At 40.6% G+C, this 26,978-nt stretch carries 22 protein-coding genes and 1 pseudogene; 10 read left to right on the top strand and 13 right to left on the bottom strand.

Annotated elements, in window-relative coordinates:
* Window positions 1-207 precede the first annotated feature (207 nt).
* The gene (locus HWQ58_RS12410; RefSeq protein WP_292862394.1) at window positions 208-786 is read left to right on the top strand and encodes a hypothetical protein; all 579 of its coding nucleotides are present in this window, start codon (window positions 208-210) and stop codon (window positions 784-786) included.
* Between the two features lie 34 nt (window positions 787-820).
* Here the strand turns inward: HWQ58_RS12410 and HWQ58_RS12405 are convergent, their stop codons facing one another.
* From HWQ58_RS12405 to HWQ58_RS12380, 7 genes and pseudogenes are all read right to left on the bottom strand, one after another.
* Window positions 821-2,677, bottom strand: coding sequence for an after-VIT domain-containing protein (locus HWQ58_RS12405; protein ID WP_366837856.1), 1,857 nt, complete (start codon window positions 2,675-2,677; stop codon window positions 821-823).
* 60 nt (window positions 2,678-2,737) lie between these two features.
* Window positions 2,738-3,139 (bottom strand): annotated as a pseudogene (locus tag HWQ58_RS38425) (VIT domain-containing protein); the annotation flags it as partial.
* Between the two features lie 97 nt (window positions 3,140-3,236).
* The gene (locus HWQ58_RS12400; RefSeq protein ID WP_292862391.1) at window positions 3,237-4,301 is read right to left on the bottom strand and encodes a tetratricopeptide repeat protein; all 1,065 of its coding nucleotides are present in this window, start codon (window positions 4,299-4,301) and stop codon (window positions 3,237-3,239) included.
* Between the two features lie 68 nt (window positions 4,302-4,369).
* Window positions 4,370-5,143 (bottom strand): 16S rRNA (uracil(1498)-N(3))-methyltransferase, encoded by a 774-nt coding sequence (locus HWQ58_RS12395; protein ID WP_292862388.1) that lies wholly within the window; start codon window positions 5,141-5,143, stop codon window positions 4,370-4,372.
* A 13-nt stretch (window positions 5,144-5,156) separates the two neighbouring features.
* A complete protein-coding gene (locus HWQ58_RS12390; protein WP_292862386.1) occupies window positions 5,157-5,801 on the bottom strand; it encodes a Uma2 family endonuclease in 645 nt (214 codons plus the stop codon).
* Between the two features lie 112 nt (window positions 5,802-5,913).
* Complete coding sequence (gene sir / locus HWQ58_RS12385) at window positions 5,914-7,830, bottom strand: sulfite reductase, ferredoxin dependent (protein ID WP_292862383.1); 1,917 nt, start codon at window positions 7,828-7,830, stop codon at window positions 5,914-5,916.
* A 239-nt stretch (window positions 7,831-8,069) separates the two neighbouring features.
* Entirely contained in the window at window positions 8,070-8,609 is a 540-nt protein-coding gene (locus tag HWQ58_RS12380; RefSeq protein ID WP_292862380.1) for a hypothetical protein, read from the bottom strand.
* 394 nt (window positions 8,610-9,003) lie between these two features.
* Here HWQ58_RS12380 and HWQ58_RS12375 point away from each other — a divergent pair, with 394 nt between their 5' ends.
* Window positions 9,004-9,945: an ADP-ribosylglycohydrolase family protein gene (locus HWQ58_RS12375; RefSeq protein ID WP_292862377.1), complete on the top strand. Its 942-nt coding sequence runs from the start codon at window positions 9,004-9,006 to the stop codon at window positions 9,943-9,945.
* A gap of 27 nt (window positions 9,946-9,972) precedes the next feature.
* Here HWQ58_RS12375 and HWQ58_RS12370 read toward each other — a convergent pair whose 3' ends face one another.
* Window positions 9,973-11,565 carry a gamma-glutamyltransferase family protein gene (locus HWQ58_RS12370; RefSeq protein WP_292862374.1) on the bottom strand — a complete coding sequence of 531 codons (1,593 nt, stop codon included), beginning with the start codon at window positions 11,563-11,565 and terminating at the stop codon, window positions 9,973-9,975.
* Window positions 11,566-11,916: 351 nt separating this feature from the next.
* Between HWQ58_RS12370 and HWQ58_RS12365 the strand changes: the two genes are divergently transcribed.
* From HWQ58_RS12365 to HWQ58_RS12340, 6 genes are all read left to right on the top strand, one after another.
* On the top strand, window positions 11,917-13,308 hold the full coding sequence (locus HWQ58_RS12365; protein WP_292862371.1) for a malic enzyme-like NAD(P)-binding protein: 1,392 nt from the start codon (window positions 11,917-11,919) through the stop codon (window positions 13,306-13,308).
* A gap of 520 nt (window positions 13,309-13,828) precedes the next feature.
* On the top strand, window positions 13,829-16,111 hold the full coding sequence (locus tag HWQ58_RS12360) for a PhoD-like phosphatase (protein ID WP_292862368.1): 2,283 nt from the start codon (window positions 13,829-13,831) through the stop codon (window positions 16,109-16,111).
* Between the two features lie 81 nt (window positions 16,112-16,192).
* Window positions 16,193-16,666: a hypothetical protein gene (locus HWQ58_RS12355; RefSeq protein ID WP_292862365.1), complete on the top strand. Its 474-nt coding sequence runs from the start codon at window positions 16,193-16,195 to the stop codon at window positions 16,664-16,666.
* A gap of 113 nt (window positions 16,667-16,779) precedes the next feature.
* On the top strand, window positions 16,780-16,980 hold the full coding sequence (locus tag HWQ58_RS12350) for a hypothetical protein (RefSeq protein WP_292862361.1): 201 nt from the start codon (window positions 16,780-16,782) through the stop codon (window positions 16,978-16,980).
* 115 nt (window positions 16,981-17,095) lie between these two features.
* Window positions 17,096-17,728, top strand: a complete 633-nt coding sequence (locus HWQ58_RS12345; protein ID WP_292862358.1) for an ATP-binding protein — start codon at window positions 17,096-17,098, stop codon at window positions 17,726-17,728.
* Window positions 17,729-17,948: 220 nt separating this feature from the next.
* On the top strand, window positions 17,949-18,941 hold the full coding sequence (locus HWQ58_RS12340; protein WP_292862355.1) for a hypothetical protein: 993 nt from the start codon (window positions 17,949-17,951) through the stop codon (window positions 18,939-18,941).
* Window positions 18,942-18,971: 30 nt separating this feature from the next.
* On the opposite strand, the gene HWQ58_RS12335 is transcribed toward HWQ58_RS12340, so the two are convergent.
* Both HWQ58_RS12335 and HWQ58_RS12330 read right to left on the bottom strand, forming a co-directional pair.
* Window positions 18,972-19,346 (bottom strand): hypothetical protein, encoded by a 375-nt coding sequence (locus tag HWQ58_RS12335; protein WP_292862352.1) that lies wholly within the window; start codon window positions 19,344-19,346, stop codon window positions 18,972-18,974.
* A gap of 304 nt (window positions 19,347-19,650) precedes the next feature.
* Entirely contained in the window at window positions 19,651-21,444 is a 1,794-nt protein-coding gene (locus HWQ58_RS12330) for a hypothetical protein (RefSeq protein WP_292862349.1), read from the bottom strand.
* A gap of 156 nt (window positions 21,445-21,600) precedes the next feature.
* Here HWQ58_RS12330 and HWQ58_RS12325 point away from each other — a divergent pair, with 156 nt between their 5' ends.
* Entirely contained in the window at window positions 21,601-21,723 is a 123-nt protein-coding gene (locus tag HWQ58_RS12325) for a hypothetical protein (protein WP_292862348.1), read from the top strand.
* Here HWQ58_RS12325 and HWQ58_RS12320 read toward each other — a convergent pair.
* Complete coding sequence (locus HWQ58_RS12320) at window positions 21,720-23,102, bottom strand: DUF2079 domain-containing protein (RefSeq protein ID WP_292862346.1); 1,383 nt, start codon at window positions 23,100-23,102, stop codon at window positions 21,720-21,722. The two genes, HWQ58_RS12325 and HWQ58_RS12320, sit on opposite strands and share 4 nt — an antisense overlap.
* Before the next feature lie 50 nt (window positions 23,103-23,152).
* Window positions 23,153-24,352, bottom strand: a complete 1,200-nt coding sequence (locus HWQ58_RS12315) for a hypothetical protein (protein ID WP_292862344.1) — start codon at window positions 24,350-24,352, stop codon at window positions 23,153-23,155.
* 183 nt (window positions 24,353-24,535) lie between these two features.
* Between HWQ58_RS12315 and HWQ58_RS12310 the strand changes: the two genes are divergently transcribed.
* Window positions 24,536-26,077, top strand: a complete 1,542-nt coding sequence (locus HWQ58_RS12310; RefSeq protein ID WP_292862625.1) for a glycosyltransferase family 39 protein — start codon at window positions 24,536-24,538, stop codon at window positions 26,075-26,077.
* 32 nt (window positions 26,078-26,109) lie between these two features.
* Here the strand turns inward: HWQ58_RS12310 and HWQ58_RS12305 are convergent.
* Window positions 26,110-26,978 (bottom strand): hypothetical protein (locus HWQ58_RS12305; protein ID WP_292862342.1); only part of this gene is annotated, 869 nt, incomplete at its 5' end.

Here is a 26,978-nt window from a genome sequence, read left to right as displayed (position 1 = left end):
TAATTAGTTCTCGGTATGTGCAGGTTGCAAATGCTTGCAATAGAACATTTGTCCTGTGGTTTTACTACAATGTTAATTAAGCACAAGGCTATAAGGGTTGTCACCAGAACGGGGTGACACCAAGTAGATAATGTAACATTTTGTCGTAATTTTTAACAATTACGGTCGAATTCAAAATATAAAAGGTAAAAGGCAGGAGTAATTGTAATGGATTTTATCAAAAAGTTAATTTCGGGTATTCAGGGTTTCCTTGGCGGTATTCTGGGTTTCATTACTGGATTGTTACCAGGGAAGAAGAAAAGCAACGGCTACTTCTTAGAATTGGACGAAGCTAAAGATGCGGCCAAAGATGCTGCTAAAGAGGTAGCATCGAACGCGAAGAAAGTAGCAGAGACAGTTACATCGACAGTTGCATCGAATGCTAAGAAAGTAGCAGAAACAATTTCATCAGAAGCACCAACTCCATCTAAGCCAGATTCGTTGAATGGAACAAAAACCGCCGCTACTAAGGCTAAGGCTAAGGAAAAATCAGCTAAGGAAAAATCAGCTAATAATTCCAAACCAGCCGACGTTCAACTAGTCCAGACTGCTGAGGGTCTTAAAGTTGAACCGGGCAAAAAAGCAAAAGCCGCAGCAGCTAAAGTACTCAAAGAGCAGCCAACTGAAACAACCTTTGCACCAAAATATCTTGCTCCTTCGACTACTAGCTCTAATGGTCGTCGTCGTCCAGGAGCGAATATGAGCGCTTATCTAGACATGGCACGTCAAATTAAAACACCTAAATAATTCATAGAGACCGTAAATTTACGGTCTCTATAGATTAAACGTGAAGATGCAAGGTTAAGATAACTTTGCCAATTGTAGATGAGGGAACTCTCCAAAGTAAGAGCGATCGCTTAATTTTCTCCACTACAACTGCATCTTTTAGGGTTGAGGTTTCCTCATCCAAAACTATCCGTTCTACCCGACCTTTGTTGACGGTGAACTCAAAGACAATTTCACCACTGAAGCCGGAAGGAAAGTTTAGTTGTTGAAGGTGTTGGGTTAAATCAGCAATTTCTGTGTCATCCAAGCCAGTAACGCCGATGACCTCTAACTGATGGTTGATGGCTGTGTCTAATATTTCATCTTGTTCCATCTCCTCGAAATCAAAGCTCAACGATATTTCGACTTCTTTAGCTACTGGAGATTGTGGCGATCGCCTTTGCCGGAGAAAATCTGGAGCTTCTGCTGAGGCTGGTGCTGATAAGGTTAAAAATTCCATTTGACCCGCAAAACCACCAGCTGGAGGACTGCCAAACACTCCTTGGTAACTAACTGCTTCCGGCATTTCCACTGGCACCTGCATAGACACGTATTCGCTTCCTGGTTCAACCCGCACGTCATCGCTGACAGCCACAAAAGCGGTGTATTGAGAAAGTAGTTGATAAGTTAAGGCTGTTTCTGTAACTGCTTCTACACCAGCTTTGGTTTCAAAACTCACCATTTGATTCATCAAGTCTTTAATACAAGCGCGTCCCCACAACTGCGCTACAGCAAGATTTCCTGTTTCCTCAAATATGAGGTTAAATGTTTTTTCATAGTGCTTACCGCCCGCAGCAATACCGGATATTTGAAGATTACCACTAGCTCTATCCTGTTTGCGACCAAACAAAACTAATGGTTGTTCGCAAAATAAATCAGGCGCTATTGCTGGGTAAATCACAGGCGATTCTGTCTCACCTTGCCAAGAGATTTGAATATTTGTGAGTACAGGATTGTTTATTTGCCTGTAAAACTTTTCGGCAACTTCTTCTGTGGGTTCATCATGACGAATAATTCGGGATATTCCCCGACCAATTTCGGCGATCCGATTCAGTAAAAAACGGTTAACTGAACTACCAGCACCGAAACTGTAAAGGCGATTTCCTGGTTGTAGGTGCTGTTGTACTTCTGCCAAAATCTCATTTTCGTTGCCAATGTAGCCATCAGTTAGAAGTACAACACTGCGTAATCTTCCGGCTGGTGTGGGGAAATTTATGGCTGTACGAATGCCATTGAGCATTTCTGTGCTGCCATCAGCTTGTAAATTGTTAATGTAAGCGATCGCTTTGGCACGATTTTCTGGTGTATTCGACAGAGGTGTTGGCAATAACTGTCTGACTCTATTGGAAAAATCGATAATTGTGAAAGTATCATTGGGATTCAACCCATTAATAAATCGCCGCATTAATTCTTGACACTTTTGCAACGGATCGCCAGATTGGGAACCGGAAGTATCCACCAAAAATACGACATCTTTGGGTACAATCTCATCAGTGAAATATTCCAAAGCTGGAATCAGATATACGGCAAAATGTCCGCCTCGATCGTCGGCTTGGGTTAATACTGTAGATTGAGTTTCTTGACCAGAAACTTGATAACGGAGAATTAAATCTTTGTTAGGAATTGTATCTTCTCCAGCTAATTGAATCCACACAATTTGACCTGAATGTTCAATTTTTAATTGATGGGAAGGAGAACGCACTTCAGAAATTGGTAAACCCGCATCAATTTCTAATGTGACATTAATATTGTGACGTGAGCGCGTTCCTTCTAAGACTACAGGTGGTGTAATGCGAGAAGCATCAGGAACTTGGTCTGTGTCACCGCTATCATCTATCGGCGTTCCCGGAATATATCTTGGCCCCACCACCATCGGGAAAACAAATTCGTAATTTCCCGCCTCAAATTTTAAACTTTCGGTGTAACGAATTGTGACATCAATTTGTTCGCCAGGTTTGATGTTAGCTAGAGATTGGGTAAAAATGTTGTCTCGCTCCTGTTCTAGAAGTCCGGCGGTGCGTCCTTCTTGTTTCGCTTTTTCGTAAATTTGTTGGGCTTCTTCACGTTTTTTAATATTACCTTTGATGATGCGATCGCCTATTTAGATTTCCATGTCATCCACCGCCGCCTCATCAGGTAACGGAAAGATATACACTGCTTCTAAAGTCTGCGTGAAGGGATTTTCAAAACTTTGGATGACCTTAACTCGTGACAAGTTACCTGCAATTTTTGCTATAACTTCCGTATGCTTGAGCGGAAAAACTAGTTGTTCTCCTTGAGGGGATTGGACGTACAAACCCCCTAGCTGTTGGTTTTTAGTACTGACTATATTCATAGATTTGATATAGCACTCCGATTTGATTCCTGAACTTATACGATTTTGGATTGTGAACGCGAGTGCGTCTCGTTGACGCAGCATTACGAATTACGAATTATTTAACAAACACAAGTCCACTATATAAATGAAAAGCTGAATCCCAATTGGTCTGTTCTCTACGAAACAAATCGATGTGAGACTTGATATGACTCAGCATTTCTGTTTGATCTAATGTTGTATCTGCAAAAAACGTGAAATCTGACCAGATTTTAACTTGAGTAAGTTGCTGGTCAATCCAACTTGATAAACTATTCCAATTAATTCTGATTGTATTTTGACTAGCTTGAGAAATGATTTCTAAACCTTGCTGAAATTCATAGCCGTTATCATAAAGTCGGAGAATGCAACGTCTACCAGGTATGTGTAAATCACAAAACTGAGCATAGTCTTGTGTTTGAGTTTTCCATTCCAGTTTATGGCGGGCATCAACATCTACAACTTGTTCAAAAATGGGCAACAGTCCCACTACTCTTGCTGTGACTTCTGACCAGTCAAAGGTGAGAGAACCCAGTTGATTTACCTCATTTCGGCAAACAACAGTAGCTTGTGGGGTAGATGCTTGGAAATATTTGACTTGATAAACTTGAATTTGCTGAATTTGCGCTATTGTTCCCCAAAAGCAAGGAATACCAGCCTGCTGTAGCTGTTTGCCATAAAATTTTAGTTCTCCTACTTGACCAGTGCGGTACAACCTCCAGCCACGACTCGGCAGTATTAATCGTGCAGTGTAGGGGTCTAGCTGCATAATCTGGGCGAATTTTCGAGATGCTTCTGTTTTCAGTTCGTTACTGAGTGGCTCTAAGACTAGTACGCCAAGTTCGGTGTTATTCGGTTGGGCCGTTGCTTGGGAAATAGCTCTTTGTCTTTCTTCTAGCTCCATTTCTTGTAGCCGTCGCAAACCTTGGCGTGCGAGCGTTACTATTTTGGCATTCCTTGTATCTCGTAGCAGTTGCCGATAAATTTTTTCTGCATCTTGGCGCTTTTCAGATACTTCATGTAGCCGACCGAGATAATATTGTACCCAAGGATTTTCAGGTGATTCTTTTTGCAGCTGTTTGAGTAATTTAGCTGCTGTTTGATAGTCTTTATGCTCAAAGGCGATCGCAACTTGCTCAATCATCACTTACTTTAAATACACGTTGGAGTGATGTCTCGCGCAAAAGTAATTTTGCGTGAGCTATAAATCATTTATACTTCACAAGCTGCGGTAATCAAGGATAATGCTACTACTGGGGCCGTAACGGCTCTCAGGATGCGGCGACCAAGGGAAACAGGTTGAAATCCAGCTGATTTCGCATTCTCAATTTCTTGTGTTGTCCATCCCCCTTCTGGGCCAGTGGCAATAACAATTGTTTCTTGTCCTATGTCATTTGTCATTTGTCCTTTGTGGTGTAAACAATCTTTTAAATGGGGAAACTCACCACGCGCTACACAGATATATTGCTGACTAGTTGTAAATGACATAGGCGCTTCGCCTTCTTGCAGGGTATGACCAATGACTAATGACAAACCCGTATTAAAAGCAACAGGTTCTAAAATTGTTGGCACGAATGAGCGCTCTGATTGTTCAGCGGCTTCGACTGCGATGCGCCGCCAGCGTTCGAGCTTTTGAGGACTAGGATGAAGCAAAGTGCGATCGCTCAATACTGGTGCAATACAAGTTACTCCCAACTCTGTACAACACCGTACCACTTCATCAAATCCATTGCCTTTGGGCAATGCCACCATCAGCGTAATCGATACAGGTAATTCAGTTTCTACTAAAAGTGGTTCTAAAACTTGTGCTTGTTCTCCTGCTAGCTGCGCTAACCACCATTTTCCCTTACCATCCATTACAATAAAGCGATCGCCTTCACGCAAACGCAACACACGCCCCAGATAATGCTGTTGTTCTTTTGTGAGTAAAATTTGCTCTTGTTGGAGTTGGGAGGGTGCGATCGCAATTCTTTGCAGTTGGGACATTTTTCTGAATAAATTATTGTCCTGCTATAGATATCTGCTGTTTAACCCAGGTACGGAAAGCACGAGTTGCTGATATTTGTCCAACTTTTTTGCTTTCTTGGATAAATCGGGGAATCTCCATCACCAGCACAGGCGCAAAAGTAGGACTACGATCGCTTTGGGAGTATTGTCCACTATTAAGGGTGTAGATTCTCAACACATTTCCGTTATACCGCCAGAATTCTGGGACTCCCATTGAAGCATAAAGAGCCAACTTGTCTATCTTGGGTCTGGAATATTCTACTTCCAGTACTAAGTCTGGTGGTGGGTCTATATTCAGATCAATATTTTCTTTGTTGCGGACTAAGAATTCGTTTTGGATATAGTAACTACTGTCCGGCTCGCCTCCTTGCTCCAAATCATCCCGCGTCATAGTCAACGAGCCAGCGCTTTTAACTTCTAAACCAAATTCTTCACACAGCACAAGAACAAAACCTTCAATTAGACGGTTTGAGTTCTCGTGTGGCATCAATGGGGTGATAATTTCTACTATTCCCTTGTCATAAGCTAGCCTTTTATTTCGCTCAGACCCCATATCTGCCAGCATCGCTTTGAATGTCTGCCAGCTGATGTTTTGCAGCACATCCCTAGTTTCTGCGAATTTTGCTGTCGTTACCATGGTTCAGTTTTCCTGTGGATGTGTTACCTAACTGTATTAGGATTTACACCAAATAGACACAGATCGATTTATCTGTGTCTATCTGTAATTTTATTATCTTCAATTTTTCGGCTTACGAAAGATTCTGAAAGTAAGCCTCTAGTGCTTCAGTAACTAACTGAGTCATCGGCTTACCTTGACTTTCTGCTACTTCCTTCAACTTGCTATAAACCTCTTCTTTCAAATTGACCCGATGGCGCGATTTATTTGCACCATCGGCTGTTTGGGGTTCGTATGTGGCAGCAAATTCGCGGATGGTATCAAAACCAACGCGATCGCAAAAATCACCAAACTTTTCCTTCGATTTCCGAGATTTCTTAAAGTAAACAAAAATCGGCTCTAAGAAGGTTTCCAAGTCATTATGGTGCAGCTTTTCTATGTAAGGTTGTGCCAGTCGAGTCTGATTTGGCGAACCCCCTAACCATAATTGGTAAGATTCTGGAGCGCTACCAACAAAGCCCAATTCTGCCAGGTACGGACGAGCGCAACCGTTGGGGCATCCTGTCATTCTTACCACAAAATGTTCTTTTTGTAAACCTAATTTATCTAACAGAGCGCGAATCCGCTCCAAAATACCCGGTATTGCGCGTTCTGATTCCGTGACTGCCAAACCGCAAGTAGGCAAAGCCGGACAAGCCATTGCATACCGTACTAAAGGTTCGATTTTGCTAGGGTCGTCTCCGACACCGTGACGGCTGAGAATGTCTTGAATAGCTTCCTTGTTATCTGGTTCAATATCGTAAAAAATTAGGTTGTGGTTGGGTGTCAAGCGGATGGGTAAGTTGAACTGCTCGACAATTTCCCGCAAGGCGGTTTTCAGTTGAAACGAACCTTCATTCTTGATTCGACCATTGTCAATGGAAATTCCTAAGAATAGCTTGCCATCACCTTGTTCATTCCAGCCGAGGAAGTCGTGATATTTAAACTCTGGCAGTGGTTTGAAAGCTTCAACTGTTTTACCAAAATATTCTTCAACTTGGGTACGGAATTTATCTACACCCCAATCGTTGATTAGATATTTTAATCTGGCATGACGACGATCGGTGCGATCGCCATAATCTCTCTGGGTAGCAACAATCGCTTTCACTATGTCGTAAACGTCATCCTTGGCTACATAACCGATGGGGTCTGCTAACCTAGCGAAAGTTTCTTCTTTACCGTGTGTTCTACCTAAACCCCCACCAGCAAAAATATTAAATCCTTCTAATTGTTTCTTTTTATTAGTAATTACTACCAACGTCAGGTCTTGGGAATACAAATCCACCGAATTATCCCCTGGCACCGTCACGCAAATTTTAAACTTGCGGGGCATATAATAAGTGCCATAAATCGGTTCTTCGCTGTCATGGATAATTGTGCCATTCCCATTGCGCCCTCGCGCCGCCTTCACCTCTGGGTCTTCTTCAGCACTAATTGCTTTTTCCCCATCTAACCAAATTTCGTAATAAGCGCCTGTTTGGGCTGAGAGCAAGTCAGCAATATTCTGGGCATACTCCCAAGCATACTGATACTCTGGACGATTCTTAAAGGGGGCTGGTGGTGCCATCACGTTGCGGTTGATGTCGCCGCAAGCTCCCAAAGTCGTACCCAGATTCTTGACAATTGTGGCAATTGCTGATTTAAGATTCTTCTTTAAAATACCGTGGAGTTGGAAACCTTGACGGGTAGTTGCTCGTAACGTGTGGTTGCCATACTCATCAGCGATTTTATCTAAAGCTAGATACAGCTGCGGCGGCACCAAACCACCCGGATTTTTTGTCCGCAGCATAAACTGGTAATCTTTTTCCTGTCCCTTGGTGCGGTTGTCGCGGTTATCCTGCTGGTAAGAACCGTGATATTTCAAAAGCTGCACCGCATTTTCAGTAAAATGGGTAGTGTCTTGAAGAATCTCAGTTGCTACAGGTTCACGCAAAAAATTACTATTTTCCTTGATTCCTTCGAGTTTGGAAGGCTTACGGCTAGCGATGGGGGAAGGAGCAGATTTAACCATTAGACTTGTATAGTATTCTCAATAAAGCATTAGGTAGACGCCGAATCAGCACCCTTCGGCTACTTTATCCCCGGTAATCCGGCCGGAATAATGAGGAATATTTTAATTTTACCACGGCAAAAGCTGGCTTTGTCAGTGATGTAATACTTAACAAAACCAGCTTTTGGGAGTAGTGAGTTTTGAGTGCTGAGTCCTGAGTACTAAGTAAAGTATAAACTGACTGAGGACTCAATAATTTTTTATTTGAAGCGATAACCAATACCACCATTGATGCTAACAGCAGAAGCATCACTATTTTGGTAAGCACCAAGTCCGACTTTAGCATTAGTGTAGACAAGGAAATTGTTAGCAACTTCCGATTCAACACCAGCACCTACCACTACTGAATCTCTGTTACCTATAGGAGTTGGTGAACCATCTTTTTCTACAAAAGAATAACCACCAGTTAAATAGGCATTAGTTCTATTAGCAATGGGCACATCTACAGAAAGTTCTGGGATGATGGCACTCGTTTTATCACTCCAAAGGACATTACCGCGTGCAGAAAACGGCGTATTTCCTAATTTCGCGCGACCTGTGACATTACCTCCAAAGGTAGCATCATCATTGATACCTTGTCCGCCACTGGTAACGCCAGCTGCAACACCAGCACCAACATAACTAGCATCAGTACCCTTTTTGGTTTCAGCAGAGGCTTGACCAGCTGATAAAATAAAAGGAGCAACTATTAAGGAAGACAATGCAGAAAATGTCACGAAAGACTTGAGTAAGCGTTTCATAATTTTAACCAAATTTTGTATTTTTTACTTGTATATTCCAGGTCGAAAATAAACTGATAATGTTCCAAATGATTCCCAATCTTTATTCAATGACTGTTGTTATTAATGCATAACGCTTACAGGATAACTATCCCTTGAATTGATAAAAAAGCTGTTATAATTACATCTCAATGTCTTTCCATTCTGGCTCTTTGTTCCCCCGATAGACACTTTTAAAACTGTCACAATAATTGGAACTAAAATTTAATCGGGATATGGTAAATTAAATACCCGATTAATAATTTTTGCCGAGCTTTTCACAGATGATGAAAAAGTAGGCTGTAGCATCTGTTGCAACAAGCTATAGAAGGAATCTATAAAGTTAATTTTGAGCAATTCTCGTGGAGATTGAATAATGCTAACCGCTGCAAAAACGTTGTCTGGTTTGATGGGTTTATGTGTCGGTGATGCGTTGGGTGTGCCAGTAGAGTTTACTAGCCGCGCTGAACGAGTAAAATCTCCAGTGACAACGATGTTGGGTTATGGCACATGGAATCAACCAGCAGGAACTTGGTCAGATGACAGTTCTTTAAGCTTTTGCTTGGCAGAATGCCTTTGTAGAGGGTATTCCTTGGATGCTATAGCTAATTCCTTCTGGCGCTGGTACAAGGAGGCTTATTGGACTCCACGCGGCGATGTCTTTGACATTGGTCAAACTACTCATACAGCAATTATGCGCCTGAAACAGGGAGTTGTTCCCCATCAGGCGGGCGGTAAGGTTGAAAATAGTAATGGCAATGGTTCTTTAATGAGAATCTTGCCGATGGCTTATTGTCACAGAAGCTTAACTTTAGGCGAATTGCTGGCGCGGGTACATGATGTTTCGGCAATTACTCATGCTCATGCGCGATCGCAAATGGCCTGTAGCATTTATATTAGTATTGCAGTGGCGCTCTTGGAAGGGGCTGACCCCCAAACAGCTTATTTACAAGGATTGCAAGATATTCAAACAATTTATTCTGTGCGGGAATTTTTGTTAGAGAAGCCGCATTTTGGCAGAGTTTTGAGTGGTGAGATTGCCAAGATACCAGTTGAAGAGATTAATTCTGGTGGCTATGTAATTGACACCTTAGAGTCATCCCTGTGGTGTTTATTAAATAGCTCGTCTTATTCTGAGGCAGTACTGAAAGCTGTCAACTTAGGCGGAGATACCGATACTACCGCTGCTGTTACTGGTGGGTTAGCGGGAATTTACTACGGCGTGGAAAATATTCCCAAACAATGGATGAACCAAATTGCTCGTAGACAAGACATTATTTACTTGGCAGAGCGCTTTGCTAAGGCTGTTTACAGCTAGCCCCGATCTTATCAAAAATCCAAGTGCTTAATATGCTAATGCTAAACCATCAGAACGAGATTCAGAAGCAGCAACTAACACTCCATTATGTCTCAGAATCATTTGACCTTTACCAAACATTATTTCAGAAGCAATTTCTTGATTATGACCTCGCTTTCTTAAGCCTGCAATAATTTCAGAACTTACACCCTTTTCTAAAAGAATCTTATTACCTTCTAAAAATCGCCATCTAGGTGCATCTAAAGCAGCTTGAGGATTCATTTGATAGTCAGATAAATTAACTACCATTTGTAAGTGTCCTTGTGGTTGCATTGGTGCACCCATAACCCCAAAAGGCCCTAAAGGTTGATTGTCTTTAGTGAGAAAACCGGGGATAATAGTATGAAATGGAAGTTTTTGTGGTGCAACTTGATTAGGATGTCCCTCTTGTAGAGTAAATCCTGCTGCCCGACATTGTAAAGAAATTTCAGTTTCAGGTATTAAAATACCGCTACCAAATCCTTCATAGTTAGATTGAATGAAGGATACCATTAAATCTGGATCGGCAGTACATAGATAAACAGTTCCTCCTTGAGTTAATCCTGTATTAGCTAAAGTAATTGCTGTATCTTCGATTAAGGATTGACGCTGTATCGCATAATTTTTATCTAGTAGCTGATTAACAGAAATCTTCATCAAATCTGGATCGCCAACATGAGAATAAACATCAGCGAAAGCAAGTTTCATCGCTTCAATTTGATAATGGAAACTTTCGGTTGAATCACGAGCATATTTTTCAATTTTCAAGCCTTCTAAAATATTCAGTGCCATCAATGCAGCAATTCCTTGTCCATTGGGAGGGATTTCCCACACTTGTAATTGCTTGTATTGAGTTGAGATTGGATCGCACCAAATGGGTTGATGATTGGCTAAATCAGTTTTTGTTAAACATCCTCCTGTATCAGCCGAAAAATTAGCGATCGCCGCCGCTAATTTTCCTCGATAAAAGCTTTCTGTGCCGCTATTAGCAATTTCTTTTAATGTTTCTGCAAACCATAAACTCCCCCATATTTCTCCTGTTTTAGGAGCGCGATCGTTAGGAAAAAATACTTGCTTGAACGGCTGAAATTCTGGAGAATTTAAAGACAGATAAATATTTTCTTGACGTTGCCAATATTGTGCAGTTATGGGAGACAAAGAAAACCCTTGTTCTGCATAACGGATTGCTGGAGTAAATAGTTGTTCAAACGGTAATTTTCCCCAGCGATTCCATAATTGATACCAAGCAGAAACTGCTCCAGGAACAGTTACAGATAACCATCCTAATTGAGGAATTTTTTCCATACCTAAGTATGATTTTAAATTCAGCTGTTGAGGACTTCTTCCAGAGGCATTAAGACCATGTAATTTTCCATCCCAAACAATCGCAAACGCATCTGAACCAATTCCATTTGATGTAGGTTCAACAACGGTTAAAGCAATCGCAGTCGCAACGGCAGCATCAACTGCATTTCCTCCTGCTAAAAACATTTCTATTCCTGCTAGGGTTGCTAAATGTTGACTAGTAGCAACAGCATATTTTTTGCCTAAAATAACTCGACGGTGGGAATGGTAAGGATAATGATTGAGATTGAACTCCATAAAATGGCTCTGTAGTAATATTTTTTTGCCAGCTGATTCTTGCAGGCCTACACGGGTGGCCGCCGGTATCTCGGCGGCCACCCCTAAAGTTATACAAATATTTACACAGATAAAATCTTAAAAAAATATCTGGTGTATTTGGGTACAATTACTAAATTGTTACTCATTTATATTAGTAAATGCATTGGTATAAATAAAAATAATCATCAAAACTGGGAGCAGTGGATAAACTAACTACTGATGATTATCCCAAAAGTTTACATACATTGTGTTTCCACAGACTACAAATCTCAGATTTTAGTTTTTGTCTCAATTCAATATAAAATCTAAAACTTAAAATCCAAAATCAACATGGCAGACCTAACTCCCAATTCTAGTTTTAGTTTGACACTGCGCTTGCAGATTCCCAATCGTGTAGGGATGTTGGCGTCGGTAACACAGGCGATCGCAACTACTGGCGGTAATCTCGGTCAAATTGACTTAATCGAGCAAACCCGCAAAGAGTCTACCCGCGATCTGACTGTGGATGCTGCTAGTACTGAACACGCTGAAACCATTGTACAAGCAGTGAAAGTATTGCCAGACATCAAGTTACTCAGTGTTTACGATCGCACCTTTAATTTGCATCGCGGTGGCAAAATCAGCATTAGCAGTAGAATTCCCCTGAAGAGTGTTTCCGATTTGGCAATGGCTTACACGCCTGGAGTCGGTCGAATTTGTACAGCGATCGCTCAAGATCCAGAAGAAGTTTACAACTTAACCATCAAACAAAACACCGTTGCTATTGTTACCGATGGTAGTGCCGTTTTGGGTTTGGGAAATCTCGGCCCAGCAGCAGCCTTACCAGTCATGGAAGGCAAAGCAATGCTATTCAAGGAATTTGCGGGGCTGGATGCTTTTCCCATTTGTCTCGCCACCCAAGATACAGAAGAAATTATTCAGGCAGTTAAGAATATTGCTCCGGTGTTTGGGGGCGTGAATTTAGAGGATATCGCTGCACCTCGCTGCTTTGAAATTGAAAAGAGATTACGCCAAGAATTAGATATCCCCGTTTTTCATGACGACCAGCATGGTACAGCAATTGTCACCTTGGCAGCATTATTTAATTCTTTGAAACTGGTACATAAATCAATGGCGGAAATCCGCATTGTGATTAATGGTGCTGGGGCGGCGGGAGTGGCGATCGCTCGGTTACTCCGTAAAGCTGGCGCAGAAAAAATTTGGATGTGCGACTCTAAAGGGATTCTCTCTACCAATCGCACCGATTTGACAGAAGAAAAACTCGAATTTGCCGTGAAAGCTCAGGGTACGTTAGCAGGTGCAATGCAAGGGACAGATGTATTTATTGGTGTCAGCGCACCGGGAGTTTTGACACCAGAAATGGTGCATTCAATGGCGAAAGACGCAATTGTGTTTGCAATGGCAAATCCGATTCCAGAGATTCAGCCAGAATTAATCAGTAAAGATGTTGCTGTCATCGCGACCGGTCGCAGTGATTACCCAAATCAAATCAATAACGTCCTTGCTTTTCCTGGAGTATTTCGTGGTGCTTTAGATTGTCGGGCACAGACAATTACCATCAAAATGTACCTAGAAGCTGCAAGTGCGATCGCTTCTTTAGTTAAACCTTCAGACTTGAATCGGGAACATATTATTCCTTCAGTTTTTGATGAGCGCGTCGTCACTGCTGTTGCTGCGGCTGTGCAACGTGCCGCGCGGGAAGAAGGCATCGCGCAAAATTGATTAAAAGAGAATTCAGAATACAGAATTCAGAATTTAGAATGCTTTTCCATAGGAGATTTAGACCAGTCACTATGAAAGTTGACCACCAATTTTAAAATTTGGTGCGATGTTTCACCGTTTATTCAGATGCTCCAATTCAATTCGGAATTCTGGCTCCTGACTCCTGAATTCTTTCTTGTTAACTCAAATAATCACTTTTATCGTAAATTCAAGGGTTTAAAACCCCTACATCTATATGTAGCGCGGAGTCGAAGCCACTCCGCCTCCGATCAGTTTCAGTCGGGGTTTAAATCCCCGTCTGAAATGTCTTTAATTTTGAATTTTGAATTTTGAATTTTGAATTGTTAAGGGATGGGCGTCTCGCTCGTCCCTGAGCTTTTAGGCTGCAATCAATTTGCGCTATGAACTGATGTTAAACAGATGAGAATTGATGCATGATTGGTGATTAGATGAGTTGGAGCTACCAATTTAGGAGCAAAGTAACACATCTAAAACACCATCATTTTGTCAACTGTTTGCAATGAAGTACCAAGTTGGAGACAAGTTTTTACAAGAACTACCACTGATTTTAGGGGGGCCAATCCTCAAACATACTGAGCCAGAGTCTGTGACAGTATGGGTTGCACTGAAACAGTCTTGTCAGGTAAAACTTAAGGTTTATGACACAACAAATGATGGTGAAACATTAGGAAATTGCTTATTGGAGGGAGAACGCTCTACCGTTGCTCTGGGTAAGTATCTTCATGTAGTTGCGATCGCGGCTCGGTCTACAATTGGACATCGCCTAACTGGAGGTCGCATCTATGCATACGACCTCCAGTTTACTGTTGCTGACCAAACCACGCAAATGCAACAAGCATTATGTTCAAACTCCTCTCCTTTAGTCAGCATTAGTTATTTCGATCATCAAAAACCAACCTTTGCTCTACCGCCAAACCGTCTTCAAGATTTGCAAATTGTCCATGCTTCCTGCCGTAAACCTCATGGTCATGGGTTTGATGCACTGCCAATTCTCGACAGTATAATTCAGGCGTCAGCAAATCAACCCCAACACCGCCCTCATCAGCTATTCCTCACCGGAGATCAAATTTACGGAGATGATGTAGCAGATCCGTCATTGTGGGTTGCCACTACTCTTGGTGATGCCCTTTTGGGTTGGGAAGAACAACTTCCGGTGAATGGAGTGTACTGCACTCCCCAACAACTACCCCCTGGAGAACGGGCTGATGTGGCGACACAAGCTGGCTTGACCGCAGGATTACATAATAAAGCTGAGAAAGTCAACAGTCATCTTTTCAGTCTGGGTGAATATTACGCTACTTATTTACTAGCTTGGTCGCCAGTGTGCTGGCCCACAGCATTTCCCCAAGGACATCAAGTAACGCGCGATCGCCATGCTATCAGGAAGTGGAACCGAGAAGTCCAGCATTTGCGACAATTCATTTATACCCTTTGGAAAGTGCGCCGTGCCCTTGCCAATATCCCCATGTACAGCATCTTTGATGACCATGATGTTAGCGATGACTGGAATTTGAACCAAGCTTGGTGTTTGCGAGTACTGGGGCATCCCTTAGGGCGAAGAATAGTCCAAAATGCATTGTTAGCTTATACGGTATTTCAGGGTTGGGGCAATACACCAGGGCAATTTACAGCAGGAAAACCAGGAGAAAAGCTGTTGGCGGTTGCACAAATTTGGTCTGCTTCCCAAGGAACGGATGCAAAGGCTGATGAAGCGATCGCTCGTTATGTAGGGATGCCAGCCAACGATCCGCACACAGACTTACCTATTTTAGTCCGAGACGGTTCAGTATTTATTCTGGATCGGCATCCTGAAGCACTGATTTGGCATTACATAGTCCGCAGCGATTGCCATGAAGTAATTGTGCTGGATACACGTACATGGCGAGGTTATCCAGCCGATCAAAAACCAATTGCCCCGCCGATGTTGTTGTGTCCAAAAGCTTTTGAGCAACAACTACTTTTCCCTTTACAACAAGTAACTGAACAAACTCAGATTCAAACTACATTTGTGATTGCGCCCACGAATGTATTTGGATTACAAGTGATTGATTGGATTCATCATTGGCACTTACAACAGGAGAAAGTTTTTTCAACAGATGTTGGAGATGCCTGGAACATTAATGTTGAAGCCCTGGCGAAATTCCTAACTACTTTGTTTGAAGAACGTCAACAAGTCGTGATTCTATCTGGGGATATTCACTACAGTTCTGTTGCTCACTTATCTTATGCACGCACTCATTCCAAATTACAGTCTGTCTTGGTACAATTAACCGCTAGTGCATTGAAGAATGAAGAGATTTTGACGCGGCTGATTCATACACGATTGAAAGATTGGCTGCTACCAGAACAGGTACGACATTGGATAGGCTGGATCAATCCACCCAATATGGTAGAAATTTCCGAGAAACAATTACATCATAATCGTCAGCTGCTGAATGACTCTGAATGGCATTGTGTACTGGAGTGGATACCTAGAAACAGTATTCAGACTTCTACCTACACAGCAGATATATTATCGTTGATAGCTCCCTGGAAACGAACCGAAAATGCTAAATGGAAATGGTTGCAACCCCTGATATTTTGGAAATCTCCTTGGTTTCAGGACGGGCGAGAAGTAGTGGGATTGAATAATTTAGCTCTGGTTCACTTTGAGTTAGCAGATGAGAGTAGTTCTGGCAAAGTTATGCAAGATTTGTACTGGTTTTCTTGTTGGTATCCAACCCAAATTGTTTACAGCCGTTTTGAGAGCCAGTTAACGCCCAATCAGTCTTTATTACGATGATCGGCTTTGCTGTGTGAATGGAAATTTTAGTTGTATATGTGGGCACTCTAGATTTAAGAAACATACTGGAGAGTGATTTCTATGTCTACGACCCCAATTAGTGCAACACTGGCACAAACAGAGAGAGATGCTGTGTTGCAAGCGATTAGCACGATTAAAGAAAAGTTACCATTTTTAGTTGATTTGAGTTCCGACGATCGCAAGACTTTACCTAAGATGGGCGATAAGAGTCGCGCCTTTGTAAGCAAAGCATTAGAGGTGGCTGCGCAGAACCCAGAGTTTTTACCGCGATCGTTCGATTTGGATGAAATGCGAAAGGACGTGCAATTATTTGAAGCGTTGTATCCGGTGTTGTTGTCCTTGACACAATTGCAAGAACTCGTGGATGATACTTCCTTGGCAGTAGGCAGTGAAGCTTATGCAGCCGCGTTGCAGGTGTATAGCTACGCCAAAGCCAGTGGACAAGGGGCGGGTTTAGATACAGTGGTTGCAAAAATGGGAAAACGATTTACTCGTAAACCTGTAAAGTTGGAGCCTAAAGAACCAATGTTGTAGAAAATAAGTTGGTAGTTGCACGTCAAAAGTAAAACGTTAGAGCTTCAGAACTTGAATGTTGGAGTTAAAAGCACGACATTTCGAGTTCAGAAGCTCAACGTTCCAGCAAAAAGGTGCAACTTCCGAGTTCAGAAGCTCAACGTTCGAGTAAAAAGGTCGAAGTTCCGAGTTCAGAGGCTCAACGTTCGAGTAAAAAGGTCGAAGTTCCGAGTTCAGAGGCTCAACGTTCGAGTAAAAAGGTCGAAGTTCCGAGTTCAGAGGCTCAACGTTCGAGTAAAAAGGTCGAAGTTCCGAGTTCAGAGGTTGAAAATTGAGATTTTGAAGGCGATCGCAAAAATATTTATCTCGAATACTCCTCTCTTAAGGGGCATCATTAAGGGTTAGTGAGGTTAACATAGTAAAAATATTTTCAGCCTTTTGTCGGTGAAAATGCCAAGTCAAGATTACAAATGGAAGCGGTTCTGGTGTCCTCGGTCAGGTCACATTAATCTAGCTGATGGCGGTTATCTTTGCAACCCAGAAGAGAAGTGGGGCAAAATATACAATCCAGATTTAGTAACCTTCGAGGCTATCTCCGCCTTACCATGTTTAGCACTCTTGGGTGAGCCAGGTATTGGCAAAAGTCATACTATAGAGGCAGAGAAAAATGAAATTATTAGCGAAATTCAAAAACAAGGTGGTCAGGTACTTCCGTTAGATATCCGTTCCTATGGAAGTGAAGACAGACTGGTTGGCAGATTATTTGACAGTCTAGAATTTACTCAATGGTTAAAAGGCACTCATCAGTTACATATTTTTTTAGATAGTCTTGATGAATGCTTGCTACGAATAGATACATTAGCAACACTCCTAGTTGACGAGTTCAAACGTTATCAGAATCATATCCAGCGTTTACATCTTCGTATTGCCTGCCGAACGGCTGTTTGGCAACCAGTCCTAGAGGAAGGACTGAAGCAAATTTGGGGTAAAGATAGTGTAGGAATTTATGAACTAGCTCCACTTCGGCGTCTAGATGTGAGTATAGCCACGGTGGGCATCTGTTATTGTTGCCTTTCCTCATAGCAACACCACCCAACGAGAAGATTACTACACCGAATTAGTTAAGCGGGCATACATAAATGCCCCCTCTGAAACCCTGACTACACTGCTGTCCATTATTAATAAGGAGAATGAGGAACATAGCTTTATCTTCATTCTTAATAAATTTGAGAAATGCTGGAATGAGCCTTTCAAAGCTGTTCTTTTAGAAAAGGCTAGGGATACAGCAATTAAACCTCAGTGTATGGGGCAGTTACTTGAAGAACTTTTAAAGCGTGAATCGATTGGAGCTAGAGAGTTTGCTAAATCCCTTGTTTCTATTCCTCTACCTTTAGAAGAAGAAGCACACCAGAAAGCTGTAGTTGCAGGTAAGGTATTAGTCGAATGTGCAGAGCCTATTAGCTGGGCGGTTATTTGGTCGGCTATTCAGCAAGATACAGACTTTGGGCGAGAAGTATTTGAAACAGTCGCTTACCGCTACTCGCATGGTTTGCATTTGAAGCTGACTGAAAAACAGTTAGCAGATTTATACATCTGGCTAGTTTGTCAGTATCCTCATGCTGGAGATCCTGATAACAGTAATGATGTTCTTGCTCACGTTGTAGGAGTCAGAGAAAGTGTTGCTGGTTTTAGAGACAATGTAGTAACACAACTTAGTGAAACTGGGACATTTCAGGCGTGTATTGAGATTGAGCGCATTGCTGACCAGTTCCCTAAACTGACGTGGCTTAAAAGAACGTTGCTGAACGCTCAGAACGTTATGCGGCGCAAAAATTGGCAACCACTCCAACCAGAGCAGATCCTCCAGATTGTGAGCAATCAGCCAAAAAATCAAAGTACACAAATTCAAGCAGGAGTCTTTATTATGCAAGGATCAAACAACCCAAACTTAAACTTTAGTGGATCTGTGGGTGCAGTCAATCTCAATAGTACGGTCAATGGAGATCAGATTGGAACACAGCATAATTATGCTCAAGAGCAAAATCTTATAGAGGCTTTTGACGAGATTCAGCAAATCGTAAATCGGATCACTCAAAATTATCCCGCTCCAACTGAAGTAGAGAAACAAATTATTGTGGCAGAAGCAGTAGAGCAAGTTAAGCAGAATCCAACTTTGAGGAAGCGCTTGGAAGTCGGAGGAAAAGCATTTATCTTTGAGGGACTTCAGAAAGCTTCAGATCAGTGGTGGGTGAGTCCATTCGTAAAAGCCATTGAGGCTGCGGTGAAGGGAGAATAAACTATGGTCAAAAATTAGGTGATTGTCTTTTTAATCACCATCCTCTAACTTCAAAGCCTCAAGTTTCAACCTCAGAACTTCAGCATTTGAGCAAAAAGGTTGAACTTCGGAGTTTAAAAGCTCAACGTTCCAGCAAAAAGGTGCAACTTCCGAGTTCAAAGGCTCAACGTTCCAGCAAAAAAGTGCAACTTCCGAGTTCAGAGGCTCAACGTTCCAGCAAAAAGGTGCAACTTCCGAGTTCAGAGGCTCAACGTTCCAGCAAAAAGGTGCAACTTCCGAGTTCAGAGGCTCAACGTTCCAGCAAAAAGGTGCAACTTCCGAGTTCAAAGGCTCAACGTTCGAGTAAAAAGGTGCAACTTCCGAGTTCAGAGGCTCAACGTTCGAGTAAAAAGGTGTAACTTCCAAATTCAGAGGTTAAAAGTTGAGATTTTGAAGGCGATCGCTCTATGAAGAGTCAATACGGTTCGGATAAGAAATTTATATCATGTTCGGATGAATGCTTATAATTAAGGACTGACGCAAAGAGAAGTCTGAGCGGCGGCTTCCGCCGATCAGAACTTCGAGGGACGCAGAGAATTTGGAATTATAAGTAATTAAACGAACTTGATATTACACCTCCAACTTTAAGAGGTTAAAATAAAGCACATTTCGTTTATTATGTCTTGATGTTATAATCAGCAATCCTCCTGGACAAGCACTCTTTCAGGACTTAATTTAGACCCAATTCTTGTCTAATCATTTGTTGTTGATCTGGAGGAAGTTCAGCAAAATCGGTTGTAGATATAATAGATAACTTCTGCTCATTAGTAGAATTCAGATTCAGCACTGCAAGCATAGCGACACGAAGACGACCACCGTAAGAGCCATCATATAAATCTAGTCGAATTTTTAACTTTTTCTGAGCAGCAAGCCGACGTAATTCTTTGAGCATATCTGACATTTGTAAGCCATTAAGCTTTTTGTAAAAGTCTGAAGCTTCTTCCTTGGCTACAACTTCATCAGCATAGGGTTTGTAGATGCCGCCACAAATGGGATAAAGCCAATATAACTGATTGATTTGCTTTAGCTTTTTATAAATTGCACCCACCATTGCTTTCAAGTCAGGATTATTGTTTTCTTGCCAGAAAGACCAAGGGAAAGTTGCGGATATTGCGTGTCGCGACTGAACAGCTAAAGTCGCACTATCTAAGGGGTATTCTAATATTTCTGGAGGAATGCCATTAATTGCATTTTCTAAAAATGTTGTCCACTGGGCGTCAAGCATTGTCTGACGCTGTTTAACGCTTTCATCTTCGCTAGGTTCTTGTCCAGATTGATTCGTTTGACGACCTTGACTAACATTAATAATTAATGAAAGAAGTGCATGATTTGTTTGGATATAATTGGATGCATCTGTTCCATCCAAAATCCACGCTTTTTCTGTGTCAACAACTAAAAAACTTTTTGTCTTTTTATCAGCTATTAATCCAGCTTGAAAGGCTAAGTTCTTTACTTCTGGTAAAGCATCAAAGCTTTGAGCTATTATCTGTTCTGCTTGCCTACCCGATGATGAAAAACCAACCCCAATGGTGAGAGTTTTATCAAAGGTTGTGATTGTAGCAAGTCGTCCTTCTAAGGGAATCGTTTTTTTGAATATTTGCCACTTTTTTTGGTCTTCAGGATTTGAAGGGTCAAACTTTTGGGTTGGTTGTGCGCCTTGACTCCATTGATTATATTGGGCTGCAATTGGATCGTCCTTAGCACGTGCTGGATCGTGAAAATTTCCAACAGCTTCTCCATAAGGACTTCGCCCAATCTCTCGTGCTGGAATAGCATTGCGGGCAACAACAATCTCAGCAATTATTTGGTTTTTCCTGGAATCATCAATTTCTTCACTATTTTTGGACGTAAGGTCTACATCTTCTTCAGAAGCATAAGTCAATGTTGGGTCAGCATTAGGTGTGTTTTCTACGCTTGTTAGCGTTAATTTACCTTTCTTTGCCCCCTTTTTTGCTCCTTTTTTGAGGTGTGCGTGTGGTAAATCTAACCATGTAACAGATTCCTTGGTTTGAGTATCAGTACTTTTACCTCCAGAGTCTCCTGGCGATCGTGATATTCGTAAATTTTGCTCTTTCGTCTGCGAAAACTGTGATAATCTGTGTACTGGCTGTGCGCTAGGAGGGTTCCACATCACCTGATTTGCCATCGAATCGGCTTGTTGCTCGTACTGGTCGTTTGGCTCTCCCACTGCTAGCTTTACTTGTGGATCGCGCAATGATATGCGACTAATGTCATGACCAAAAGACCGTTGTTGAATGGCTTTTGATAACAAGGATTGCTCATCAGCAGCCTGCGCTTCTTGAAGATTGGTTGATTCTGAAGCTTCTGTTTGGATGTGATTATTTGTTGGTAAACCAAAGCCGCGTACTGGGTTCGCCAGCGTTGAAGTAGTTGGTGAGACAAGTGATGGATTTGAAAAAGTTGATTTACCTGCTTTTTTGTGCCCAAATGTGCGATCGTTCATCTCACCCTTTCTCCATTAGTGGTAAAGCCCTAATTTTTACTTCAGACATTTTTTATTAAAAATTTTACAATTTGTAGAAATCCGATTACTATCGACTTTAGTCTAGTGATGCATGTCGTCTATTAACGCCTTTGCTCTTTGATTTGAAAAGCAGCGATGTCTACGACGGGCTACGCCTACGCAATTTTAGAGGAAGCCTTACACTGTAGCCGTGAGATGAATCAATCTGAAGTTGGAGCTTGGTTATTGAGCCAGTTTCAGCAAAAGGAGTATTGTTAACTAATAGTTTTTTCAAAAAGATATACATCATCTTGTTGATATTCCAAGTGAAAATTTGACTGATTTTTCAAAATATTTACTAAGTTAGAAATAGATTCTGAAGTTGCAGCCCAGCCTGGGTGGCGAACGTTGAGCAAGACATAATAAAATTTATTCAATTCCGCAATATTTTGAGAAGGATTATATTTAAAACTAATTAACTGTCTGTGGGTTAAATGTGGAGTAATTATATCTGTAGTTAAAACGCTATCTTTAGTCTTCACTAAAGCGATCGCCTCTTTTGTGGCTGCCCAATTGTCCAGATTATGGAGATATTTTGAGCTAAAGAAACCAAATTTACCAAAAGTGAAAAAGCAAAGTAAAGACCACAAGATAATTGCTCGTCTTTGTTTTATCCATGCTTTACCTGCTGCTAGGCTGGCAATTAAAATTAAAATAAAAAATGGAATTGCTGGTAAAGAATAATGTAAAACTAGATTTTTTTGCGAAGGATGATCGGCAAGTAAATTTAGTGCTATGCAAGGAATTATACTTATCAATGGTATGAGATATTGTGGTCTTAAACCCCAAATAACAGGTAAGAATAAAAAACATAAATATTCTAAGTTTATAACTGAAAACAGGTTGTTAAAAATGATTTTTGGTTGAAAAAATAATATTTGTAGCATTTCGGAAAATGAGTTTCCCAAATAGCTATAGCGATAAAGATGACGGTTAAGTAACGCGGCTTCGCTACCAAAATAAGGGATGATAATCCAGTTAGCAATCAAAAACCATATTGTCCCACCAATAATGGCGATCGCACCATATAAACGTCGCTTTTCAAACAAGAGTAACCAAATCCCCATCGCCACTACAGTCAGTGATAATACAGCCTTACAACCCAATACCACAAGAATACTGAGGCAAAACCAAGCTATTTTTCTCGATCTAGCAGCCAAAACTGCTGTCAAAAGTGCAGGGACTGCGATCGTATCAGGGTGAAAATCACAGAGATTGCTATTGTAAACCACCGGATACATTAGATATACAGCTATAATTGCGACTGCTAAATTTTCTTTTAAACCGGCTTGTAGCGCCAGAAAATATGTAGGTAAAGCACCTAATGCTAAAGCAATAGACTGTACTGCAAACAGCCAAGAAACACTAGGGTAAATTTTGTACAATAAAGCCAAAGGATATAAAATCCAAGCAGCATGATCGGCTAAAAGATGAAAACCAAGTACAGAAGAAACTGGCGGTTTTCCTTGACTAATTAAGTAAATACATTGATCAAAAAATGCTAAATCCCCAGAGGAATTAAATAACTCGTGTCGGAAGCTACTGGAGATAAATAAAATTAAAGTACTAATCCCTAAAATTATTTTGATATGATTCATTTTTGACAGGTTTTCTGTTATTTAAATCCTACTTATACTTCCTAATTTTTTTATTTAAGATTAGAAGAAAATCCAGCTTGTAATTTTGGATAAATCAGATCGCACTTTCGTACAACAAACCAGAGAGCAAAACCTAAAGGTACTGAAAATAATTTGATCAATATGGGAGTTCCCAAGTAACTAAATAATGATGCCATTTGCACGACTATAGCTACCCAAAAATATCGAGGAAAGTAAAAGGCAAAGATAATCGAAAGTATATCAGCAGGATAAAAATATCTTTGGTGCATTTTGGGCAGGATATATGGCATAAACAAAACTGAGATGGTGGCTAAGTGTATCAGCCTGTCTTGAGTAATTTTTAGCTTACTTTTATAAACAAGATATGCTAATAAAAATATTGCAGATACAGTTAATGTTAAACCTATAGGGACAACAATATTATAAAAATTGTTAGGAATCCATTGATAAATATTAGGAGCACCTTTCGCTAATTCTTTATATTTATTAGCTTGGCTAAAGTAGATTAATAGCAATTCTTGTATCGGTCTTCCCATCAACCAAGGCGGTAAAACTGCAATTATATATACTGCTGGAATTAATAGTAAATAATACCAATGAATTTTCTTTTTAACTAAAAAAATTAATAATAAAGGTGCTAAAAACATTGCTTGCAACTTAAAAGAAAGTCCCACACCAAAACTGAGTAAGGCAGGAATTTCTTTTTGAATACATAAGAAGTAAATACAGGCAATCAATCCCGTTGTATAAATGCTGTCACATTGACCCCAGAGGGCACTATTATATATGACGGTCGGACTCAAAATAACTGCCAAAAAAGCAAAGATTGGTTTATTACCCTCTGGGTATTTTAGTCGAACAATTTTGTAAGTTAAAAAGCCACAAAGAAAATCAACAGCCATCGCAAAAAGCTTGATTGCAAAAATTTTTGGCAATCCAGATAGCAGGGTGGTAGCAATTACAATCCAGTAGAGATAGGGGGGTGTATAGTCGGCAAAACTATATTTGAGAGCGCTAAATCCGCCATGAGATGCGATGAAATCATACCAAGGCGCTAAGAAAGATTTATAATCAGACGATTTATTTGGAACACAAACCAATCGGATTAGCACTGCGAAGATAATTCCAATAGCTAAGTATCCAGAAACTGGGGATGGGAAAAAATTTAAGAACCTATTAAACGGATATTTCACTAATTTGAATAATGTCTTGTCTGAAGTTTTCGTCATAAATTGTATCTGTTATTCAGAAATTATGAAATCATGTCAAAGTATCTATTCTTTCAGCAAAGGGTGTTCAACACTTTGCTGTAATATAAGACTGGTTTACGAAGCTGCTATGATGCCATATAAAGCAAGCTTTAGTGGGGATATCCTGGAGGTTTGAGAGAGATGATTATCCCGATTTTAGATATGCGTCTATTCCGAGAAAAAGAATGGTTATTTAGCTTACTAGTAATATCTCTATTTCTATGGCTGATATTTTTGGGAAACTCCCCTTTACAAGATTGGGATGAAGGTACTGTGGCACAGGTTGCCCGTGAAATTTGGCGTGCCCCACTTGGTTCAATGCATTGGCTTTACCCCACATTGGGAGGAGAACCTTATCATAATAAGCCACCCCTGATGCACTTGTTAATTGCTTGGACTTATTTGATCGGAGGCGTGAATGAGTGGACAACGCGTCTACCGGGTGCAGTGTTAACTGCTTTGGGAGTGCCTTTGCTTTACTTGGTGGGATGTTTGCTTTTTAACCAAAGTTTACCAGCTCTGTTTAGCGCTTTAGTTTACCTGACGATGTTGCCTGTGCTGCGTCACGGAAGGCTAGCAATGCTAGATGGTACAACTATTACCTTTTTCTTGCTGCTGTTGTTTTGTTTGCTAAAAGCACGTCAGAATCGTCGGTACGCTCTAGGTGTGGGATTTTGTCTAGGGTTAATCACTCTCACGAAAGGGATGATAGTTTTGCCGCTAGGGGCGATCGCTTGTTTATTCCTGATTGCAGATCGACAGTTTGCTTTGTTAACAAGCCCCTATTTATTGGTGGGAATATTTTTAGGAAATGCACCAGCGATCGCTTGGTTTGCTGCTCAATGGCAACATTATGGTGAAACTTTCTTCCAAGTGAACTTTCAAACACAAACCTTTGATCGCCTGACACAACCAGTTGAAGGTCATAGTGGGCCACCCTGGTACTATTTAATTGAGTTAATTAAGTATAGTTTTCCTTGGCTATTATTTTTACCAGGAGGTTTTTATCTAGCTTGGAAAAAACGTCATACTTCCTGGGGTCGCTTAATTCTTATTGGCACAATTGTTTACTTAGGAACTATCTCTTTAATGAGAACTAAGCTCCCCTGGTATGTTATGCCTGTATATCCATTTTTAGCTTTGGCAATTGGTGCTAAACTTAGCGAAATTTGGCAGTACGGTCATTTTAAGGTGCGAAGTTTGACAATATTTATGGCTATTATTGCTATTGCTGGCTTAGGAGGTTGTGTTTACTTTATTCTTGCAAAGAAAGAGCCTAGTTTAATAGTCATGAGCATTGTTTTGGCAATAAGTATGAGTGCAGTAGTCTGGTTAATTAGCCAACGCGATCGCAATTTTATTCCAGTATTATTTTCTGGGATGTACTTAGTTTTAGCACTGTTAATGAGTTCGCAATCATGGATTTGGGAATTAAAGGAAGCTTTTCCAGTTAAACCAGTAGCAGAATTAATTCGGGCAAATGTTTCACCAGGAACACAAATTTATACTTCCTTTGCTTATGGGCGTCCTAGTTTAGACTTTTACTGCGATTGTAAAGTAACTCCTGCAACTGTCCCAACTTTACAACAAATGTTATCTAATAAATCTTATTTACTGTTAGACAATGGGGCTTTACAGCAAATCAATTTAACTGGTAGTAAAATTATCGGATCAACTAAAGGATTTACACTGATTTCACCATAAGTTAAACATATAGAATATTTATCTTAATGAATTTACCCTTTAGGTACATATTCTCTAAAATTTAGCTTTGGGTAAATTAGATCGCACTTTCGCACAACAAACCAGAGAGCAAAACCTAAAGGTACTGAAAATAACTGGATCAATATGGGAGTTCCCAAATAGCTGAAAAATGATGCCATTTGCACAACTATAGCTACCCAAAAATATCGCGGAAAGTAAAAGGCAAAGATAATTGAAAGAATATCGGCAGGATAAAAATATCTTTCATGCATTTTAGGCAGGATATATGGCATAAACAAAACTGAGATGGTGGCTAAGTGTATCAGCCTGTCTTGAGTAATTTTTAGCTTACTTTTATAAACAAGATATGCTAATAAAAATATTGCAGATACAGTTAATGTTAAACCTATAGGGACAACAATATTATAAAAATTGTTAGGAATCCATTGATAAATATTAGGAGCACCTTTCGCTAATTCTTTATATTTATTAGCTTGGCTAAAGTAGATTAATAGCAATTCTTGTATCGGTCTTCCCATCAACCAAGGCGGTAAAACTGCAATTATATATACTGCTGGAATTAATAGTAAATAATACCAATGAATTTTCTTTTTAACTAAAAAAATTAATAATAAAGGTGCTAAAAACATTGCTTGCAACTTAAAAGAAAGTCCCACACCAAAACTGAGTAAGGCAGGAATTTCTTTTTGAATACATAAGAAGTAAATACAGGCAATCAATCCCGTTGTATAAATGCTGTCACATTGACCCCAGAGGGCACTATTATATATGACGGTCGGACTCAAAATAACTGCCAAAAAAGCAAAGATTGGTTTATTACCCTCTGGGTATTTTAGTCGAACAATTTTGTAAGTTAAAAAGCCACAAAGAAAATCAACAG

The sequence above is a fragment of the Nostoc sp. LPT genome (genome assembly GCF_017115165.1).
Taxonomy (GTDB): Bacteria; Cyanobacteriota; Cyanobacteriia; order Cyanobacteriales; family Nostocaceae; genus Nostoc.
The sequence above is the reverse complement of the archived record's forward strand: the minus strand, read 5'-3'. Positions and strand labels throughout refer to the sequence as shown.

Coding starts and splice junctions, on each gene's coding strand:
- HWQ58_RS12410 (WP_292862394.1), top strand. CDS start 208: ATGGATTTTATCAAAAAGTTAATTTCGGGTATTCAGGGTTTCCTTGGC.
- HWQ58_RS12405 (WP_366837856.1), bottom strand. CDS start 2,677: ATGGTGGTGGGGCCAAGATATATTCCGGGAACGCCGATAGATGATAGC.
- HWQ58_RS12400 (WP_292862391.1), bottom strand. CDS start 4,301: ATGATTGAGCAAGTTGCGATCGCCTTTGAGCATAAAGACTATCAAACA.
- HWQ58_RS12395 (WP_292862388.1), bottom strand. CDS start 5,143: ATGTCCCAACTGCAAAGAATTGCGATCGCACCCTCCCAACTCCAACAA.
- HWQ58_RS12390 (WP_292862386.1), bottom strand. CDS start 5,801: ATGGTAACGACAGCAAAATTCGCAGAAACTAGGGATGTGCTGCAAAAC.
- sir (WP_292862383.1), bottom strand. CDS start 7,830: ATGGTTAAATCTGCTCCTTCCCCCATCGCTAGCCGTAAGCCTTCCAAA.
- HWQ58_RS12380 (WP_292862380.1), bottom strand. CDS start 8,609: ATGAAACGCTTACTCAAGTCTTTCGTGACATTTTCTGCATTGTCTTCC.
- HWQ58_RS12375 (WP_292862377.1), top strand. CDS start 9,004: ATGCTAACCGCTGCAAAAACGTTGTCTGGTTTGATGGGTTTATGTGTC.
- HWQ58_RS12370 (WP_292862374.1), bottom strand. CDS start 11,565: ATGGAGTTCAATCTCAATCATTATCCTTACCATTCCCACCGTCGAGTT.
- HWQ58_RS12365 (WP_292862371.1), top strand. CDS start 11,917: ATGGCAGACCTAACTCCCAATTCTAGTTTTAGTTTGACACTGCGCTTG.
- HWQ58_RS12360 (WP_292862368.1), top strand. CDS start 13,829: ATGAAGTACCAAGTTGGAGACAAGTTTTTACAAGAACTACCACTGATT.
- HWQ58_RS12355 (WP_292862365.1), top strand. CDS start 16,193: ATGTCTACGACCCCAATTAGTGCAACACTGGCACAAACAGAGAGAGAT.
- HWQ58_RS12345 (WP_292862358.1), top strand. CDS start 17,096: ATGCCAAGTCAAGATTACAAATGGAAGCGGTTCTGGTGTCCTCGGTCA.
- HWQ58_RS12340 (WP_292862355.1), top strand. CDS start 17,949: ATGGGGCAGTTACTTGAAGAACTTTTAAAGCGTGAATCGATTGGAGCT.
- HWQ58_RS12330 (WP_292862349.1), bottom strand. CDS start 21,444: ATGAACGATCGCACATTTGGGCACAAAAAAGCAGGTAAATCAACTTTT.
- HWQ58_RS12325 (WP_292862348.1), top strand. CDS start 21,601: ATGTCTACGACGGGCTACGCCTACGCAATTTTAGAGGAAGCCTTACAC.
- HWQ58_RS12320 (WP_292862346.1), bottom strand. CDS start 23,102: ATGAATCATATCAAAATAATTTTAGGGATTAGTACTTTAATTTTATTT.
- HWQ58_RS12315 (WP_292862344.1), bottom strand. CDS start 24,352: ATGACGAAAACTTCAGACAAGACATTATTCAAATTAGTGAAATATCCG.
- HWQ58_RS12310 (WP_292862625.1), top strand. CDS start 24,536: ATGCGTCTATTCCGAGAAAAAGAATGGTTATTTAGCTTACTAGTAATA.